The 15,625-nt window shown below is 61.9% G+C and carries 18 protein-coding genes; 10 read left to right on the top strand and 8 right to left on the bottom strand.

The features are described 5' to 3' along the window. Positions 1–30: 30 nt before the first annotated feature. Positions 31–978 (bottom strand): TAXI family TRAP transporter solute-binding subunit, encoded by a 948-nt coding sequence (locus tag V1286_RS00090; RefSeq protein ID WP_334476715.1) that lies wholly within the window; start codon positions 976–978, stop codon positions 31–33. 198 nt (positions 979–1,176) lie between these two features. Here V1286_RS00090 and V1286_RS00085 point away from each other — a divergent pair, with 198 nt between their 5' ends. The 3 genes from V1286_RS00085 to V1286_RS00075 all read left to right on the top strand — a co-directional run bounded on the left by V1286_RS00085 (position 1,177) and on the right by V1286_RS00075 (position 5,858). Next, complete coding sequence (locus V1286_RS00085; RefSeq protein ID WP_334476713.1) at positions 1,177–3,204, top strand: TRAP transporter permease; 2,028 nt, start codon at positions 1,177–1,179, stop codon at positions 3,202–3,204. 26 nt (positions 3,205–3,230) lie between these two features. Further along, the gene (locus V1286_RS00080) at positions 3,231–4,196 is read left to right on the top strand and encodes a TAXI family TRAP transporter solute-binding subunit (RefSeq protein WP_334476711.1); all 966 of its coding nucleotides are present in this window, start codon (positions 3,231–3,233) and stop codon (positions 4,194–4,196) included. Between the two features lie 441 nt (positions 4,197–4,637). Then, complete coding sequence (locus V1286_RS00075) at positions 4,638–5,858, top strand: EAL domain-containing response regulator (protein WP_334476709.1); 1,221 nt, start codon at positions 4,638–4,640, stop codon at positions 5,856–5,858. 7 nt (positions 5,859–5,865) lie between these two features. Here V1286_RS00075 and V1286_RS00070 read toward each other — a convergent pair whose 3' ends face one another. Beyond that, entirely contained in the window at positions 5,866–6,345 is a 480-nt protein-coding gene (locus tag V1286_RS00070; protein ID WP_334476708.1) for a hypothetical protein, read from the bottom strand. Positions 6,346–6,544: 199 nt separating this feature from the next. On the opposite strand from V1286_RS00070, the gene V1286_RS00065 reads away from it, so the two are divergent. Further along, positions 6,545–6,850 carry a hypothetical protein gene (locus V1286_RS00065; RefSeq protein WP_334476707.1) on the top strand — a complete coding sequence of 102 codons (306 nt, stop codon included), beginning with the start codon at positions 6,545–6,547 and terminating at the stop codon, positions 6,848–6,850. Between the two features lie 45 nt (positions 6,851–6,895). Here V1286_RS00065 and V1286_RS00060 read toward each other — a convergent pair whose 3' ends face one another. The 3 genes from V1286_RS00060 to V1286_RS00050 all read right to left on the bottom strand — a co-directional run bounded on the left by V1286_RS00060 (position 6,896) and on the right by V1286_RS00050 (position 10,137). Then, positions 6,896–8,092, bottom strand: a complete 1,197-nt coding sequence (locus tag V1286_RS00060; protein ID WP_417021088.1) for a hypothetical protein — start codon at positions 8,090–8,092, stop codon at positions 6,896–6,898. A 289-nt stretch (positions 8,093–8,381) separates the two neighbouring features. Further along, entirely contained in the window at positions 8,382–9,362 is a 981-nt protein-coding gene (locus V1286_RS00055) for a Bug family tripartite tricarboxylate transporter substrate binding protein (protein WP_334476706.1), read from the bottom strand. A gap of 145 nt (positions 9,363–9,507) precedes the next feature. After that, positions 9,508–10,137 (bottom strand): NUDIX hydrolase, encoded by a 630-nt coding sequence (locus tag V1286_RS00050; RefSeq protein ID WP_334476705.1) that lies wholly within the window; start codon positions 10,135–10,137, stop codon positions 9,508–9,510. Positions 10,138–10,217: 80 nt separating this feature from the next. On the opposite strand from V1286_RS00050, the gene V1286_RS00045 reads away from it, so the two are divergent. From V1286_RS00045 to V1286_RS00035, 3 genes are all read left to right on the top strand, one after another. Then, positions 10,218–10,643 (top strand): PaaI family thioesterase, encoded by a 426-nt coding sequence (locus V1286_RS00045; RefSeq protein WP_334476704.1) that lies wholly within the window; start codon positions 10,218–10,220, stop codon positions 10,641–10,643. Between the two features lie 167 nt (positions 10,644–10,810). Further along, positions 10,811–11,833 carry an aldo/keto reductase gene (locus V1286_RS00040; RefSeq protein ID WP_108514398.1) on the top strand — a complete coding sequence of 341 codons (1,023 nt, stop codon included), beginning with the start codon at positions 10,811–10,813 and terminating at the stop codon, positions 11,831–11,833. A gap of 136 nt (positions 11,834–11,969) precedes the next feature. Next, positions 11,970–12,215, top strand: coding sequence for a PilZ domain-containing protein (locus V1286_RS00035; RefSeq protein ID WP_334476702.1), 246 nt, complete (start codon positions 11,970–11,972; stop codon positions 12,213–12,215). 98 nt (positions 12,216–12,313) lie between these two features. Here V1286_RS00035 and V1286_RS00030 read toward each other — a convergent pair whose 3' ends face one another. Further along, positions 12,314–12,604, bottom strand: a complete 291-nt coding sequence (locus tag V1286_RS00030; RefSeq protein WP_108514399.1) for a hypothetical protein — start codon at positions 12,602–12,604, stop codon at positions 12,314–12,316. Between the two features lie 331 nt (positions 12,605–12,935). Continuing rightward, positions 12,936–13,187 (bottom strand): hypothetical protein, encoded by a 252-nt coding sequence (locus V1286_RS00025; RefSeq protein WP_334476700.1) that lies wholly within the window; start codon positions 13,185–13,187, stop codon positions 12,936–12,938. A gap of 106 nt (positions 13,188–13,293) precedes the next feature. Between V1286_RS00025 and V1286_RS00020 the strand changes: the two genes are divergently transcribed. Both V1286_RS00020 and V1286_RS00015 read left to right on the top strand, forming a co-directional pair. After that, positions 13,294–13,788, top strand: a complete 495-nt coding sequence (locus V1286_RS00020) for a YciE/YciF ferroxidase family protein (protein ID WP_334476698.1) — start codon at positions 13,294–13,296, stop codon at positions 13,786–13,788. Positions 13,789–14,003: 215 nt separating this feature from the next. Further along, a complete protein-coding gene (locus V1286_RS00015; RefSeq protein ID WP_334476697.1) occupies positions 14,004–14,279 on the top strand; it encodes a hypothetical protein in 276 nt (91 codons plus the stop codon). 7 nt (positions 14,280–14,286) lie between these two features. On the opposite strand, the gene V1286_RS00010 is transcribed toward V1286_RS00015, so the two are convergent. After that, on the bottom strand, positions 14,287–14,667 hold the full coding sequence (locus V1286_RS00010) for a tautomerase family protein (protein WP_334476696.1): 381 nt from the start codon (positions 14,665–14,667) through the stop codon (positions 14,287–14,289). A 205-nt stretch (positions 14,668–14,872) separates the two neighbouring features. Here V1286_RS00010 and V1286_RS00005 point away from each other — a divergent pair, with 205 nt between their 5' ends. Then, positions 14,873–15,469: a TetR/AcrR family transcriptional regulator gene (locus V1286_RS00005; RefSeq protein ID WP_334476695.1), complete on the top strand. Its 597-nt coding sequence runs from the start codon at positions 14,873–14,875 to the stop codon at positions 15,467–15,469. Positions 15,470–15,625: the final 156 nt, after the last annotated feature.

Genomic DNA, 15,625 nt, shown 5'->3' with positions numbered 1-15,625 from the left:
CGGCATGACGGCGAAAAGGGTGCGCTCGCCCTACTTCATCACGCCCTTTTCCCTGTAGTAGCGGATCGCGCCGGGGTGCAGCGGCACCGGGCTGCCGGCCGCGGCCGTCTCGAGCTTGATCTCCTTGCCGGCGGCGTGCGCCGTGACGAGTTCGGGGAGCGATTCGAAGATCAGCCTGGTCATCTGATAGGCCAGATCGTCGGAGACCGCCGAATTCGTCACGAGATAGTTGACCACCGCAGCGGTCGGGACGTCCTTGTCCTGGCCGGTATAGGTGTTGGCGGGGATCATGGCCGGCACGAAGGGCGGTCCGATCTTGTCGACGATGGCCTTCGGCACCGACACCACGGTGATTTCGGTCGAAGTCGAGAGATCCTTCAGCGAGGCGACGCCGAGGCCGGCCGACTGCAGCGTTGCGTTGAGCTGGCGGTTCTTCATCAGGTCGACGGATTCGGCGAAGGGGAGATATTCGACCTTGCCCATATTCTTGTAGGTCATGCCGGCGGCGGAAAGAATGGCGCGCGAGTTCAGCTCCGTGCCGGACTTCGGGGCGCCTACCGAGAGGCTCTTGCCCTTGAGGTCGGAAAGCGTCTTGATGCCGCTGTCCGATGTCGCGACGATCTGGATGTAATTCGGATAGATCGCGCCGATCGTGCGCAGCTTGTCCAGCCTGGACTTGAAGCCGGCCTCCTCGTCGCCTTCCCATGCAGCCTTGAGCGAGTCGCCGAGCGTGAAGGCGAGTTCGCCGCGCCCCTGCTGCAGCAGGATCAGGTTCTCGACCGAGGCCTTGGTGGCCTGCACCTGGGTCTTCACGTTCGCAATCCTGTCGCCGTAGATCTTTCCGATGGCGACGCCGAGCGGGTAGTACACGCCGGATGTTCCGCCGGTCAGGATGTTGATGAATGACTGCGCGTGCGCGCCGGGGGCAAAAAATATGGCCGCCGTGGCAACGGCGGCTGCAATCAATCTGGAGTTCATGAAAGCCATTCTCCAATTATTTTGGCCGGGAAATTGGACGGGCAGCGGCTCCGGGTCAAGCCGTCCGATAAGCTAAAAAGATGCCCCCGGCATACGCCCACAAGGCCCTTGCCACGGTTACCCAAATTGGACTGAATGCGCCCGCGAAAGACCCGGGGGACACCGGGTCTGGGAGTTAACGGGGTCCCCGGGGAAAGCATGGCAGCAGACAAGACAACGCCGACCAACGACGAGGTCGTTGCGGTATCCGACGAAGCCTTGCACAAGGCAGAAGCCTACGTCGAGGCAGAGGAAGGCGCGGCCAACCGCCTGATGGGCTGGGCGGGGAAAATCTCGACCACGATTGCCGTGGTCATGAGCCTGTTTCACCTCTATGCGGCCTATGCGATCGTTCCGACCCAGGAACTGCGCTACACCCACGTCGCCTTCACGCTGGTGCTGAGCTTCCTGCTGTTTCCGCTGGCCACGCGATTCCGCAACCGCGTGCGCTGGTGGGACATCGTCCCCGGGATCGTCGCGGTCGCGACCATCGTCTATGCGCTGTGGGGCGGCGAGGATTTTACCGACCGCGCCACCGCGCCCGACCGCTGGGACGTGATCGTCGGCATCGTCTTCATCGTGCTGCTGCTGGAAGCGACGCGGCGCACGACGGGGGCGATCATGCCCGTGGTGTCGCTGCTGTTCGTCGCTTACGCCATGTTGGGTCCGTATCTGCCGGCGCCGTGGACCCATCGCGGCTACGACGTGGCGCGGCTGGTCGGTCACCTCTTCATTACGCTGGAGGGCATTTTCGGCGTCGCCGTCGACGTATCGGCGACGCTGATCATCCTGTTCACCATCTATGGCGCATTCCTGCAGCAATCCGGCGCGGGAAAATTCTTCATCGATTTCTCGCTGGCGCTGATGGGCGGCAAACCCAACAGCGCCGGCCGCACGGTCGTGCTGTCGTCATTCCTGCTCGGCGGTCCCTCCGGATCGGGTGTCGCCACGACCGTCATGATCGGTACCGTGGCCTATCCGATGATGGCCAAGGCGGGCTTCGAGAAGAACGCCGCGGGTGGCTTGCTGGCCGCGGGCGGGCTGGGCGCGATCCTGTCGCCGCCGGTGCTGGGGGCAGCCGCGTTCCTGATCGCCGAATTTCTCAAGATCAGCTATCTCGACGTGATCTGGATGGCAACCATCCCGACCTGTCTTTACTACATGTCGCTGCTGTTCATGGTCGAACTGGACGCCAAGAAATTCCACGCCAAGAACGTAACCTTCACGCCCGAGATGTCGCTCGGCCAGATGACCAGGCGGTACGGCTTCCACTTCATCTCGCTGCTCGCCGTCGTCGTGTTCATGATCATCGGCTACTCGCCATCGCTGTCGGTGTTTTACGCCATTGTCGTCACTTTCGCGCTGAGCTTCCTGCGTCCGGAAACCGCGCTGATGCCGACCAAGCTGGTGAAGGCACTGGCCGACGGCTCGATTGGCGCGCTCAATGCCGCGACCACCTGCGCCTGCGCCGGCATCGTCGTCGGCATCGTGACGCTGACCGGTCTCGGCCTCAAATTCTCGTCGATTGTCATTGCCTATGCGGGCGGCAGCCTCTTGCTGACCGCGATCTACACCTCGCTGATCGTCTGGATCATTGGCCTCGCCGTGCCGGTGACCGCGTCCTACATCATCTGCGCGGTCATCGCCGCGCCCGCGCTGATCAAGCTCGGCGTGCCCGATTACGCCGCGCACATGTTCATCTTCTATTACGCGGTGCTGTCCGAGGTATCGCCGCCGACGGCGCTGTCGCCGTTTGCAGCGGCTGCGATTACCGGCGGCGATCCCTACAAGACCACGCTGCAATCCTGGAAATACACGCTGCCGGCGTTCCTGGTGCCGTTCGTGTTCGTGCTCGACCCGCAGGGTGTCGGCTTGCTGCTATCGATCCCCAAGGGCGGATCGTGGGTCGACATTCTCGAAATCACGATCAAGACCAGCCTGGGCCTGCTGGCGCTGGCCGCGTTTGCCCAGAACTGGGCGCTGCGACAAAATACAGCGGTCGAGCGCGGCCTGCTTCTGCTATCCGGATTGCTGCTGGTGTTCCCGAGCCTGATCGAGGCGATCGTCGAATGGATCATCGGCCGCGATATCAGCTACACCTATGTGCCGGGCCTGATCATCGGTCTCGGCGTGGTATTGTGGCAGGCCAGAACGCGGTCGCCAACGCGACCGGCGCTCACTACTTAGTCAGGAAACGATTGAGGATGAAAAGAATGAAGAAGACCGTAGCCATACTGGCCATGACGATTTCCGCAGGTCTCGCCTTTGCGGGCGCAGCCCACGCCCAGCAGAAGACCATGTCGATCGGAACCGGCGGCACCGGCGGCGTCTACTATCCGCTCGGCGGCGCCGTTGCCAACGTGCTATCGAAGAACCTTCCCAACATGCAGGCCACCGCCGAGGTCACCGGCGGCTCGGTCGACAATCTCAAGCTGATCGGCGCCGGCAAGAGCGAGCTTGGCTTCACCATGGCCGACGCCGCGCTCGATGCGCTCAAGGGCGAGGACAAGTTCAAGAGCGGCAAGCTGCCGTTGCAGGCGCTGCTCGTGGTCTATCCGAACCGCATGCACGTGGTGACGGTGGAAGGCACCGGCATCCAGACCATGGCCGACCTGAAGGGCAAGCGTGTCTCGACCGGGTCGCCCGGCAGCGCCACCGAAGTGATGGCGTTCCGCGTCATCGAGGCCGCCGGCCTCGACAAGGACAAGGACATGAAGCGCGAACGGCTCGGCGTCGCGGAATCCGTCAACGCGGTCAAGGACCGCAAGATCGACGCGTTCTTCTGGGTCGGCGGCATCCCGACCGCCGCGGTGACCGATCTCGCAGCGACTCCCGGCATCAAGATGAAACTGATCGACCATGGCGACCTGGCCGAGAAGATGAACGCCAAATACGGCAAGCTCTATTCGCCGAGCAAGATCAAGGCAGGCTCGTATCCCGGCTACGACAAGGACAATTCGATCACCGAGGTCTGGAACCTGATCGTCACCGGCGACAAGATGAGCAATGAGGACGCCTACGCCATCGTCAAGACGCTGGTGGAGAAGAAGGCCGATATCGTCGCCGTGCACAAGGAAGCCGAGAGTTTTTCGCTCGACAACCAGGTGCAGGAACGTTCGCCGATCCCGTTCCATCCCGGCGCGCTGAAATACTTCAAGGAAAAGGGTATCGGCGGCTAGGCTTCGACATTCGCCGTTCGGACAACGCGGAAGCGCTGTCCGGACACTGGTTACAGTGACCGCGGTCTGCCGAAGACCGCGGTCATTTTTTTGCCGGAAGAAGAGTTGTGCGCTGCGTCATTGCTGCTCCTGCGAAGAAAAAGCGGAAGACGATACGCAAGCCGCTGATATCGCGGCGCCGACAAGCGACCACAGGCGTTAACGCGCGGGGCTGATCAAATATTGCCCAGGCAAAGCATCAGCTCACCGAAGCCCATGAAATGGATGGGCTTATCCGGCCCTCGGCAGCGGACAGTTGAGCCATGAAGGCTTCCTAAAGTTTTATTCTTGTCGGCGGCTTTAACCCTACTGAAGTAATCCTGTGACCTCCCGGAAAATTCCATTATTGCGACCTCAACGCGGATGTACCACTGGCGCCGGGGTATCTGTTGGGAGGGCGGCATGGAGCAAATCAATATTGGCGAGCACTCGCGCGCAGCGCACTTCGGGCATCGGAAGCTGACGCCCAGGGCCTGCGTCGTCGACAGCAAAAAGCACCTGCGATTGTTCCTTTCCGACGCTCTCGAGGATCTCGGCTTCGTGACCTGCGAATGCGGTCAGGCCGGCGATTTGGCGGGCGTATTGCAGGCGGAGCAGCCTGACCTGATCGTGCTCAGCGTATGCGTCGACGGGATCAATGTCGGCGAAATCCTCGAGGCAATCGTCCGCAAGAATTTCGGCGGCAAGGTCCTCGTCATCGGTCAACCCGACTCGATTATGGTAAAGGCCGTCCGGCAAATTGGCGACGAATACGGCATCGCCATGCTGCCCTCGCTGCAGACGCCGTTCGGCGCGGCGAGCCTGCGCGCAAGCGTCGCGGCGCTGCTGCCGGCGGAGCCGGCGCCAAGCCCCGCCGTCGATGTCGCCGAGGCCTTGAAGGCCGGCTGGCTCGAATTGTGGTACCAGCAGAAGATCAACACCCGCACGCTGGTGCCCAGCGGAGCGGAGGCGCTGGTCCGGATGCGGCATCCCGCCTGGGGCGTGGTCCCGCCGGCCTATTTCATTCCCGACGACAAGGATCCGCATTTTCGCAGCCTGTCCGAATTCGTGGTCGGCCGCGCCATCGAGGACTGGCGCTATCTGCTGGAGAGCCAGGGCCCGGTCGACCTTTCGATCAACCTGCCGGTATCGTTCTTCGGCAATGCCGCGGCGGTGCGCGATCTGTGCCGCGCCATGCCCGCCCACCCGGCATTCGCTGGACTTTTAATCGAAATCAACAGCAGCGAGGTGATCGACCAGCCGGACCTGGCGGTGGACGCCGCAAGACGTCTGCGCCTGCACAATATCGCGATCGCCATCGACAATGTCGGCGCGGAATGGCCTTCCCTCCTGGAACTCCGGAGCTTCCCGTTCGTCGAGCTGAAGGTCGACCAGCAATACATCAACGGCTGCGCGGACGACCGGCTGAAGCAGACGGTATGCCGGCGCATTATCGAACTGGCCCGGGACAACGGCGCCCGCGCCATCGCCCAGGGCATCGAGACCCGCGCCGATTTTCTCGCCGCTCACGACATGGGGTTCGATCTGGTTCAGGGCTACCTGTTCGGCAAGCCGGTGGCGGTGCGGAAATTTGCCCGGTCGTCACGCCCCCAACTCGCAGCCAGCTCCGACAAGACGCAATGAGCGTGCCTCAATCGAACTTCATGTCGATGCATTTGGAGATGTCGGAGCCGAGGCCGGACGAGATGATGATGCAACCACGCACCTTCAGCGTATTGTTGTCGCTGGCCCATACCGCATAGCCGCCGGGACCGAAGAACGAATTGGTGTTCGGCGGCTCGGTTTCGGTGGCATCGAACGAATAGCTCGAATCGGCATCGAAGATGCGGGGCTTCCTGGCGCAGCTTCCGTCGGCCTGGACGTTGATGACTTCCTTGTTGTCCCGCGTCAGCGCCAGCGAAACCTGGCAGCGGAAATATTCCGTCGTCTTGGTGTTGAACACGTAAGCATAGGATTTGCAGGTCGAGGTGTTGAGCTTGCCCGCGCTCAATCCCCGGCTGCAGGCGATCCGCTGGTTGTTGGAGAGCTTGAAATTGTCGGCCTCTGCCGCTTGAGCCAGCGTCATGAACGACAGCGCAACACCAAGACCGATCTTCATGACGTGTTTCATCTGACCATCCCTAAGACGTTTTTCGCAATGCATGCTTTTAGCTGGAAAAGCGAACATAGTCGCGAAGTCGAACGCGGGAAATCACAAAGTCTCAAGGTAAGGTGTGATGCGTCGAAGGTGCCAATTGACGGCACAATGCCGTTCGTGATTTGTTCAAAACGTGGGGCACGAGGCCGAATGGCTGTGGCGAGGATGGATGATGACGAGTGTTTCAACGAAGACGGTTTTGACGGTGGCCGTCCTGGCGGGGTTCTCGACCTGCGCATTTGCGCAAGCCGCCGCGCCGACACCCTGGGAGCTTAAGTCTGACATGGGCTATGCCTACGGCAAGGACGGCAAGACGGTCTCCTACAAGATGGGCACCAACAATGCCGGCACGCTGCTGAAAGGCGCCAAGAAGGTGCCGAAAGGGACGTTGTTCTTCATCGGCCAGAACGGGCAGCTCTATATGCGCTCCGGGCCCTATCTGGAGGGCGACGGCAAGTTCATGTTCGGGTCGGATTGAGGTACGGCGCGCTCGCGCTACTTACCCTCCCCTGGAGGGTGAAAACTAAAACGCTGCCGCCAATTCCTTCGCGCCCGGCTTGCCGGAGTTGAAATCCATGCGCTCGTCGGTGACCGCGAGCAATTTCGCCACCGTGTTGTGGCGGATCGCGACAGGGTTGCGTTCGTAACCTCCGCGCTGGAAGAAATTCGAGGTCGGCACCCGTTCGCGCATCGCCTGCGGCATGGTCACCATGTCGAGGCCGGTGCCGTCGCCGGTCAGGTTCATCATTTCGAGTTCGGCGGCCGAGAGCGGGCGATTGTAGCCCTTGGCGCGCGCGAAGATCACCGATGTCAGCAGCTTGTGGGTCTGCAGCATCGGCCCGACGTCGATATCGAGCACCATGGCGTGCACGGCCCAGCCTTGTGGCGTATTGGCGAGCTTCTCATGCTCGGACCACGTGTCCGGCACGGTGCGCGTGAACGCCACCATCTTTTTCAGCACGGCAAGCTTGTGATCCATTGCTTTCCGCGGCGCGCCCGAGAGCGTCGCGGCCCTTGCCGTCAATTCCTTGATTAATTCGTGGCCCTGTTCGGCCAATAATTCGACGCTGTTGGTAGTGAGCAACTGGTTGTAGCCGATCGCGGTCGAGATCGCGCGGGAGCCCGGCCGCGAGGCGCTCAGGCCCGACTGCATGTCATAATTGCCGTTGCCGCCGGTCTCGAACGAATAGACCCGCACCGCCTGCTCGCGCGTCAGGCCGGCAGCCACCGCGTAGCGGGCATAGGCGCGCTTGAAGTCGACTTCGGCGGCCGGTCGTTGCGGCGTGAACTGGAACTGCTCGGCGGCGGCCTTGAGAAAATCGGCGACGACGGGAATGGGCTTGCGCTCGCGCGGCGGCTTCTCTTCCTCCAGCTCCGGACTAACCGGCTGCTTCGGACCGCTGTAGACCGGCGGCTGCGTCAGCACATAATCGTCAAGCGCAATGGCCTGGCGTTCCCGGCGCTTGGCGTTGCGGCCCTTTCGTTTCTCCGAGATCGAAGACCAATAGGCCCCCGCCTCCTCCTCGAACGCGGCGCGCGCTTCCTGATATTCTTTCAGCTTGCGGCGATATTCGGCGATCGCCTGCGGCGAAGCTGCTTGCGCCATCGCGTCTGCGGTCGAGGGAGGGAATATACCGGCGTCCATTGCGATTGCAGGCACGCCCGCGAACAGCGCGAGCGCGACAAATCCGGAACCCATGCGAATCAATGGCTGGCGCATGGCCTCGTTGTAGCAAGCGTGCCCGTGAAGTCAGCCCCGAAACGGCCCGAACTTCCGCGGCGCTCTTTCTTCCTTCTCCCTTGTGGGGAGAAGGTGGCATAGGCGGCCATTGCTGTACTAAAATAGGACGCCGATGCGAAGCATCGGCGTTCTAAGAGACGGCGGCCATAGGCCGCCTATGCCACCTTCTCCCACCTCAACTCGGGTTTACCCGAGTTGAGCATTAAATTTGGTCGAAGTCGGATACATCCGACTTCGATGGGAGAAGGGAAGAGTCCCATCTCGCCACTCACTCCTGCTCGACACCGCTGGCCTTCACGAGCTGCGACCATTTCTTCTCATCCTTGTCGATGAAGGCGGCATAGTCTTCCGGTGTGCCGGGCGTGATATCGGTGCCGTCATTGCCCAACTGCTTCTTTACCTCGTCGTAAGCGAGCGCATCTCGCAGCGCCTTGTTGAGCTTGTCGATGATCGGCCGCGGCGTGCCAGCGGGCGCGACGAGGCCGTAATAGAGCGAGGCGTCGAAACCGGACAGGCCCGCTTCGATCATCGTCGGCACGTCGGGCAGCAGGCCCGAACGGGTGATGCTGGTGACTGCGAGCGCGCGCAGCTTGCCGGCGGAGACATTGGGATGCGAGGCCGGGATCGGCGCGAACGCCATCGGGATGTGGCCGCCGAGGAGATCGGTCAGCGCCGGGCCGGTGCCCTTGTAGGGAATGTGCACCAGCTTGATGCCGGCGGCGCGGGCAAAATATTCGCCGGTGATGTGGCTGGCGGTACCGGCGCCAGCCGAGCCGAAATTGACCTTGTCGGGATTGGCCTTCGCATAGGCGACCAGTTCGGCGACGTTTTTCGCGGGGAATGACGGATGCACCACCAGCGAATTCGGCGCGTTGCCGATCAGGCCGATCGGCGCAAAATCCTTGCGCGGATCGTAGCCGGGGTTCTTGTAGAGCGAGGGGCCGATCGCCAGCGTGCCGGTGTAACCCAGCAGCAGCGTGTAGCCATCGGGATCGCTTTTGGCGACCGCCTTGGTGCCGACCGTGCCGCCGGCGCCGGGACGATTGTCGACCACGACCTTCTCGCCGAGCAGTTCGCTGATCTTGTCGGCAATGGCGCGGCCGACGATCGAGGTGCTGCCGCCGGGCGCGAATGGAATGACGAGCGTGATGGCGCGGGCGGGATAGTTTTGTGCTCGCGCTGAATCGATGGCTACGCTCGGGCCGAGCAATGCGGCGACGACACAAAAGCTCTTGATCCACGTGGACATGATGAGCGCGCTCCCAGGACTGTTCTTGTTATTGGCGCGGCCATCGTTGCTGAAACAACCGGCATTCGCAAGCTGACTTCCGAATGAGGTGCTTACATCGTCATTGCGACCATCGCATCTCACATCGTGAGGTGGATGCGCAGTCCTACCTCCACGCGAACACCGGCTGTTCCAGTTCCGCGACGCGGGTGCTTCTTCCCGCCAGCACTTCGGCAAATTGATAGATCAGCGCCGCCGTCGGCGCGTGGATGTGCTGACCGGCATGGCGGAAGCGGATCACGCGCCGCGTGCTTTCTGGGATCGTGGTGAAGCTGAAGGCGTCGTTGCGTTCGATATCGGCGAGGGCTACGCGATGCACCGAGGCGACCTCCGCGGGGTTGGGCACGAGAGCTGCGCTGGTGCTCACCCAGACCACCACAGGCGTAATGAGATAGCCTGACCGCGTCGGGTAATCGTCGAGCAGGCCGAGCACATCGCCCTCGCCGAGGCCAACGCCGAGTTCTTCGTGCAGCTCGCGCAGCGCGGCCTGCGCCTGCGTCTCGCCATGGTCGCAGCGCCCGCCTGGCAGCGCCCATTGCGCGGCGTGCGAACGCAAGGTCGCGGCGCGAAGGGTCAGCAGAAACGTCGTCCCGCCGCCGGCCTCAGCTTCCGTCAACGCAATCGCCACCGCGGCGCGTTTCAGCCCGGCTACCGCCTCGCCGGACGGCACCCGCGCAAATGCCGCGCAAAGCCCTGCAATATTCCGCCTTGTGGTATCGTCGAATGCCCGGACCATCCCGCTTGACTACAACAGCCGCGCATCAGATGAAATGACCCCGGACAGCATGACAGCCCGCAGGAAACGGAAAGCACGACATGACAGCCAAGGCCGCGGACAAACTCAAATCCGACGGCTGGAAGATCGTCGAAACCTCAGGATTCCTGCACCTGATCGGCCCGCTATGGCAGCGCGTGGTCGGCGGCACGCACGAATACGCACTTGCTACCGAGGACAAGCATCACAACCGCCGCGGCCTGGTGCAGGGCGGCGTGATCATGACTTTCGCCGACCGCACCTGCGGCATGACCGCCCGCTTCGTTTCGGGCAAGCCGACGCTGGCAACGGTGCAGCTCGATACGCACTTTGTCGAAGCCGGCAAGATCGGCGAGGTTTTGGTGTCGAAGCCGCATGTGGTGCGCTCGACCCGCAGCCTCATTTTCATCACAACGGAATTGACCGTCGACAAACGCTGTATCGCGATGGCGAGCGGCGTGTTCAAGATATTGAAGAACGAGAGTTGAAGCGTTTTTTTACCTCGCCCCGCTCTTGCGGGGAGAGGTCGGCGCAAAGCGCCGGGTGAGGGGCTCTCTCAGCGAGTCCACCTGTAGAGAGAGCCCCTCACCCCGACCCTCTCCCCGTGAAGAACGGGGAGAGGGAGAGAATGCAACGAATGTGGAGGACCCACCCGATGCAATACCGCCAACTTGGCCGCAGCGGCCTGAAGATTTCGCCGATCTGTCTGGGCACCATGATGTTCGGCGGCCCCACCGACGAGGCGACGTCGTCGCGCATCGTCGCAAAGGCGCGCGAGGCCGGCATCAACTTCATCGATTCTGCCGACGCCTATAATGGCGGCCAGTCCGAGCAGGTGGTCGGCCGCGCCATCTCCAACAACAGGCACAACTGGATTCTGGCGACAAAGCTCGCCAACCAGATCGGCGACGATCCCAATCGCGGCGGGCTGTCGCGGCGCTGGGTGCTGCAGGCGGCGGAAGAAAGCTTGAAACGGCTCGGCACTGATTTCATCGACATCTACTATTTGCACAAGGAGGACCACGCGACACCGTTGGAGGAGACGGTGCGCGCCATCGGCGACCTGATGCGCCAGGGCAAGATCCGCTATTTCGGCGTGTCGAACTACCGCGCCTGGCGCGTCGCCGAGATCTGCAACATCTGCGACAACAACGGCATCGACCGCCCGATCGTCAGCCAGCCCTATTACAACGCCATGAACCGCATGCCGGAAGTCGAGCATTTTCCGGCCTGCGGCTATTACGGCCTCGGCATCGTGCCCTATAGCCCGCTGGCGCGCGGCGTGCTGACCGGCAAGTACAGACCGGATGCTGCGCCCGACAAGGACACCCGTGCGGGGCGCGCCGACAAGCGCATGATGCAGACCGAATGGCGGCCGGAATCGCTGCAGCTCGCCCAGGAGATCAAACGGCATGCCGAGGCCCGCGGCATCACCGCCGGACAGTTCGCGGTTTCATGGGTGCTGAATTCATCGTTCGTCTCGGCTGTCATCGCAGGTCCCCGCACCGAGGAACAATGGGACGATTACCTGAAGGCGCTCGACTATCGCTTCACGGCCGAGGACGAGGCGCTGATCGACCGCCTGGTGGTGAGCGGCCATCCCTCGACGCCGGGGTTCAACGATCCGGCCTATCCGATCGAGGGACGGCGGGCGCGGACGGATGGTCAGGCCCGATGAGCTGACAGAATGGCCCTCTGGCGGCCTACCACCTTTCGTTGCATCAGCGCTGGTATGTACGGTAACGGGATAGTAACCTCGGAGGCCGAAAACTACGCTGTTCAAAAACTAGCCTGTTCAAGCGGAGGTCCAGGTGGTGGACGAGCACAGAATAGCACCGCGGCGGCGGCTGTTGAAGGCGGGCAAGATTTCGTTTGGCGGCGGCGCTGCTTTCGATTGCACGGTCCGCAACCTTTCCGAAACCGGCGCCGCACTCGAGGTGATCTCGCCCGTCGGCATTCCCGAACGCTTCACGCTGGTGATCGAAGCCGACCACCTCCATCTGCCGTGCCGCGTCGTCTGGCGGAAAGAGAGGCGGATCGGGGTTCATTTCGAAACCTGACCGACGCCGACGCAGCACAAGCGGACCTGCAGATCGCAGCAGGTCCGGCCCGATACGTCGTGACCGGACCCGCCGCGAAATGATCGCTCCTGCAGGCGTCAGTGTCTGGATTCGAGGCTGACGATAACGCCTGTGGGCTCGGGCTCGTGCGGCGACAGTTTCGTCAGGGTCTCATCGCTCCAATAGGCAAGGTTTACAATCATGCCGACGGGCGCTTCCGGCTGGGAAGCCTCGGTCGGTTCCAGGACGTTGAGCCCGCCGCTGTCGATGAAGAAGGTGTGATCGCCAAACATGCTGGCCAGTTGCGGGACCACCGGATGATCATCCGGGAGCGCCTGGGCTTCGAATTGCATAAGAGCGCGTTCCACCTGTGCCGAGTTCAATTTCATGCACGACTCCTTAACTAGCTTTGGTTGGTTTTCCGGCTTCTGGTTGGTTGAGGACCGCGCAACGGCCAAGACCACACGCGGCCGCTCCTTGCGGAGGATCAAGCGTCAAGGGTGTCGGATCCTGATCGCTCGTCCCCACCAGCACCGCGCGCTGGTTCGCAAGTTCGCTTTCAAATCCGCCGCAGGGCGAATTGAGTTCGGAACAGTGGTGCCTCCTGGCGCCCGTTCAACCCGGCAACGAAATCAAATTCGCAATGTTCCGAACAAAGCCAAATGTTCCAGACAAAAACCAAGTGTGAAAATCTTGTGGCGGCCGCCGACCGCGGCCCGACTACCTCCCGTCAGGAATGGGATGCAGCCTCGCCAGCTCGTCGAGCGGCAGATGCGCCTCCGCATCGCTCAGCGCGAAACGGACAATGACATCCTGACGCCCGACCTGGCCCCAGAGCCCATCCGATGACCATTTCTGCGGCATGGGCCCGCGCAGACCTTCGACCCAAACAAAATACCATTCCGTCATCGGTACACCTCCTCCTGGCGCCTGGTCGGGAACCAGATGCGTCGTAGCCTCGTTGAGAGACATTGTCGGCCTCGAACACGATAAGGCCGATCGGCGCGTGCCGGCTGCTTTCCGGAATTCAGCGACGCCTCGGGAAAGTCCCGTACACTCCTGCGATAAGGATTTCGTCATGGAAATCAGCAATTTCAAGGACATGTACCTCGCCGAACTGCAGGAACTGGTGAGTGTCGAGGACCAGCTTGCGGAAGCGCTGCTGCGCATGGCGGCGGCCGCGTCGCATCCGGCGTTGAAGGATGCCCTGGTGGACCATCATGCGGAGACAATGAGGCAGAAGGAACGCCTTATCAGTATCCTTCGCAAGCATGGCGCCGACCCGACGGAGCATGTCGATCAGGCCATGCAGGCCCTCATCGGTGAAACCCGCAAGATGCTCGGCATCCTGGAGGGAGACGATCTTCGCGATGCGGGCCTGATCGCATCCGTCCAGAAGCTCGAGCACTACGAGATCGCCGCTTACGGCTCGGCCGCAGCACTTGCCGGCCAGCTCGACCTGCGTGACGACCAGATGCTGTTGCACGACAGCCTCTTGGAAGAGAAAGAGGCCGACGCCCTTCTCACCGATATCGCCAAGGGCGAAGTCAATCCGGACGCGCTGGCGGCGTGATTGCCGGCTAAAGCGTTTTCCAGCGAAGTGGAGGTCGGTTCGCGTCAAGAAAACGCGTCAAACGTCAAACCAAGAATCTAGAGCCTGCAACACTGCGATCCATGTAGCCTGAGCATTCTCTGACAGAACCGCACAGAGACCGCCTTGGGCGGTCTTTTGCTCAGCACGAAATGGTCTACTCTGTCGGGATGAACTGGCTCCTGGTCACGGCCGCCTTGGCCTGCAATCCCGGCGACCGCCTGGTTGACCTGCGCGACGAGATTCCGCGCGGCCTGAATTCGATCGACCTGATGGTCACCGTCGAACCCTTCTATGCGCGCTTCTACATCTACCAGCCGGGTTTCCCGGACAGCCTCCAGCATTGCTGCGGCAACAAGCCTTCTTCGATTATCAATGTGCCCGTTATCGACGGCCGTTTCTGCATCAGACAAAGTCAGCCGCGGATGAAATGGACGGTTCGCGCCCTCTTCAGGCCCGATATTCAGATGTAGTGTCGCCTCAAGCGAATTGCGCGAGGCCGTGGCCGACGGACCAATTCTCTTTCGCGGACTCGAGAACGTTCACGAACACGTTCTCGGGCCGGATGCCAGGGTTTTTGCCGAGCAACTCCGCGGTGCGCCGGAACAGCGCTTTCTTCTGTTCTGTCGTGCGGGTGTTGAACACGGTGATCTGGATGTACACGACGTCTTCGCTTCGGCTGACACCATAACAGGACGCGCTGTAGCGGAAGTTCGCAGCGTCATGCTCGCTGATGGTCATGAACTGGTCGTCTTCGGGCACGTTGAGCGTCTCCCGCATCGCGCGGTAAAGGCCGTCGAAGATCGCCTGCCGGTAGGCTTCCGGCTTTCCGGCACGCAGTGAAATGTGGATGAGTGGCATCGCGGGTCCTTATCTCGAGCCGGTAACGCGGACGCGCGCCATGGCGGCTCCCGCACGGGTGGTTCACCCCATCGACGAAATGAGCTATCAATAGTTTTTGACACGCTGTCGAAAAACGATACCCGCATTCTCGACGCTGTGTCAAATACTTTTTGGCCGGCGTCAGGCGATTGGGTTGAACCGATGGTGCACAGCGGAGGGAAACGTGAGGCCGCGAGAGTTTGACCACGACGACGTCCTGCGCATCGCCTTCGATCAATTCTGGCGCAAGGGGGTGCGGGGCACACAGCTCTCGGACATCGCGCGTGACGCGGGCGTCCAGCGCGGCAGTCTCTACAATGCCTTTGGGAGCAAGGAAGCGCTGTTTCTCTGCGCCTATGAGCGCTATGCGGGCGAATATGTGAGCGCTCTTCAAAAGACCCTCGGCGCGGGGACCTTGCGCGAGCGCCTCGCCGCGTTTTTCGATCTGACGATCAAGAATTTCCGTTCCGGCTCGCCGCCCCGCGGATGTCCGACCACACGGGGACTGATGGAGCTGACGTCGGTCGAAGGTGAAGGGCTGGACGAGAACGCCCGCAAAACCTTCGCGGATCTGGTGGCGCGCATCACCGGCCTGGTTCAGGACGCCTTGTCCGAGGGCGTCGAGCGCGGCGAGTTCAACGGAGACCCCGGGAGCGCTGCATTACACATCGTCACCGTGACACGCGGATTGGCCGTGCTCGAACGCGCCTTCGGCGATGAGGCCCAGCTTCAGAAGATCGCCGCGCATACGGTCGATCTCGTGCTCGGCAAGAAGGGTTGAACCCTTTCCGGCCCCGCGACGACAAAATCCGCATCATCGCTTCAGGGAATTACCGGTCATGAATTCGCCAGAGCCAGCCGTCCGGCCGGCATCGAACAGCAGCCCTGCCCGCCGCATCGCTCGCGGCATCAAGCGCCCAAGCTTTGCTTAAGCTAG

The organism is Bradyrhizobium algeriense (genome assembly GCF_036924595.1).
GTDB classification, from domain to species: domain Bacteria; phylum Pseudomonadota; class Alphaproteobacteria; order Rhizobiales; family Xanthobacteraceae; genus Bradyrhizobium; species Bradyrhizobium algeriense.
This window is presented reverse-complemented; position numbering and strand designations above follow the sequence as displayed.

What these genes read in the sequence shown, in the direction of transcription:
- V1286_RS00065 (WP_334476707.1), top strand. Translation starts at nt 6,545, where the DNA reads ATGACGAGTGTTTCAACGAAGACGGTTTTGACGGTGGCCGTCCTGGCG.
- V1286_RS00010 (WP_334476696.1), bottom strand. Translation starts at nt 14,667, where the DNA reads ATGCCACTCATCCACATTTCACTGCGTGCCGGAAAGCCGGAAGCCTAC.
- V1286_RS00075 (WP_334476709.1), top strand. Translation starts at nt 4,638, where the DNA reads ATGGAGCAAATCAATATTGGCGAGCACTCGCGCGCAGCGCACTTCGGG.
- V1286_RS00025 (WP_334476700.1), bottom strand. Translation starts at nt 13,187, where the DNA reads ATGTCTCTCAACGAGGCTACGACGCATCTGGTTCCCGACCAGGCGCCA.
- V1286_RS00070 (WP_334476708.1), bottom strand. Translation starts at nt 6,345, where the DNA reads ATGAAACACGTCATGAAGATCGGTCTTGGTGTTGCGCTGTCGTTCATG.
- V1286_RS00080 (WP_334476711.1), top strand. Translation starts at nt 3,231, where the DNA reads ATGAAGAAGACCGTAGCCATACTGGCCATGACGATTTCCGCAGGTCTC.
- V1286_RS00055 (WP_334476706.1), bottom strand. Translation starts at nt 9,362, where the DNA reads ATGTCCACGTGGATCAAGAGCTTTTGTGTCGTCGCCGCATTGCTCGGC.
- V1286_RS00040 (WP_108514398.1), top strand. Translation starts at nt 10,811, where the DNA reads ATGCAATACCGCCAACTTGGCCGCAGCGGCCTGAAGATTTCGCCGATC.
- V1286_RS00090 (WP_334476715.1), bottom strand. Translation starts at nt 978, where the DNA reads ATGAACTCCAGATTGATTGCAGCCGCCGTTGCCACGGCGGCCATATTT.
- V1286_RS00045 (WP_334476704.1), top strand. Translation starts at nt 10,218, where the DNA reads ATGACAGCCAAGGCCGCGGACAAACTCAAATCCGACGGCTGGAAGATC.
- V1286_RS00050 (WP_334476705.1), bottom strand. Translation starts at nt 10,137, where the DNA reads ATGGTCCGGGCATTCGACGATACCACAAGGCGGAATATTGCAGGGCTT.
- V1286_RS00030 (WP_108514399.1), bottom strand. Translation starts at nt 12,604, where the DNA reads ATGAAATTGAACTCGGCACAGGTGGAACGCGCTCTTATGCAATTCGAA.
- V1286_RS00085 (WP_334476713.1), top strand. Translation starts at nt 1,177, where the DNA reads ATGGCAGCAGACAAGACAACGCCGACCAACGACGAGGTCGTTGCGGTA.
- V1286_RS00020 (WP_334476698.1), top strand. Translation starts at nt 13,294, where the DNA reads ATGGAAATCAGCAATTTCAAGGACATGTACCTCGCCGAACTGCAGGAA.
- V1286_RS00060 (WP_417021088.1), bottom strand. Translation starts at nt 8,092, where the DNA reads ATGCGCCAGCCATTGATTCGCATGGGTTCCGGATTTGTCGCGCTCGCG.